Origin of the sequence: Ruminococcus sp. OM04-4AA, assembly GCF_003462585.1 — a bacterium.
Classification (GTDB): domain Bacteria; phylum Bacillota; class Clostridia; order Lachnospirales; family Lachnospiraceae; genus Mediterraneibacter; species Mediterraneibacter faecis.
Genome location: NZ_QTZH01000160.1, coordinates 1 through 932 on the forward strand (window position 1 = coordinate 1; position 932 = coordinate 932).

The window sequence follows — 932 nt, forward strand, 5'->3', positions numbered from 1 at the left end:
GAATAAGAGAGAATAGACTTAAGAATTCTTCAGATTTCTTAAGATGAAACTTAAGGAGTTTTTGATAAATTAAAGAAGAATTAATTGGTTCACCGGGAAATTCAGTTAGTTACATTGGAAGATTATGTGATGAAGGAGAGCGAAAATAATGAAATGTTTTAGGAAGTTTATATGCTTTAGTTTAGCAACAATTATGATGTGTACAGCTGGACAACCAGTTTTTGCATCAAATAATGAAGATAGCTATACTCAAGTGGGTGAAATTAATGATATTGAAATGCCAGACGATTCAGCAGTTAATTATACTGAACAAAGAGAAGATGGCTTGTATTATATAACAGAAAAAATTAATGGAAGCAATATTGAAAGCACATTTTATAAAATTGACGGAGAGGAAAAAATTTTAGAATCTAGTATATTAAGTACTGTTCAAGAAGGAAAAGTTACATGTATTGAAACTAACAGTAATGGTGATGTGGAACAGTATACTATTTCTGTGGATCAAGAAGACCTAACACAAGCGGCAGATAATGAAAAACTTGCAAGAAGTAAAACGTATCTTCGAACGGATAAGTATGGCATTTCACTTGTAGGGAAAAAAGTCACAATAGCAATTGCAGCAGGAGCAATTGTAGCAGTAACACCATATGTAAGCCTATCAATAGCAACAAAGATTATTGTTTCAGCAATTGCAGGAGGTGCAGGATCAGGTGTGACAGCATTACCGGATTATTTATATGTAACAAGTAAGGTTTACAGATCAAAAACTTCAGGGAAAATATATACAAGATATGAGAACAAATATTATTTAAATTCTGCACGTACAAAATATGTGGGTTCTTGGACTTTTAGTAAACGGTTGGGACATTAAATATGAAAAAAGCAATGCAAGAAATTATTAGAATTTTATTAATATTAACTATTCAAATTCT

General features: G+C 31.3%; 1 protein-coding gene. It reads left to right on the forward strand.

Going from position 1 to position 932, the window contains the following annotated elements; all coding sequences use genetic code 11:
• The first annotated feature begins 148 nt into the window (after positions 1–148).
• Positions 149–871, forward strand: coding sequence for a hypothetical protein (locus DXB52_RS15910; RefSeq protein ID WP_147339177.1), 723 nt, complete (start codon positions 149–151; stop codon positions 869–871).
• Positions 872–932 lie beyond the last annotated feature (61 nt).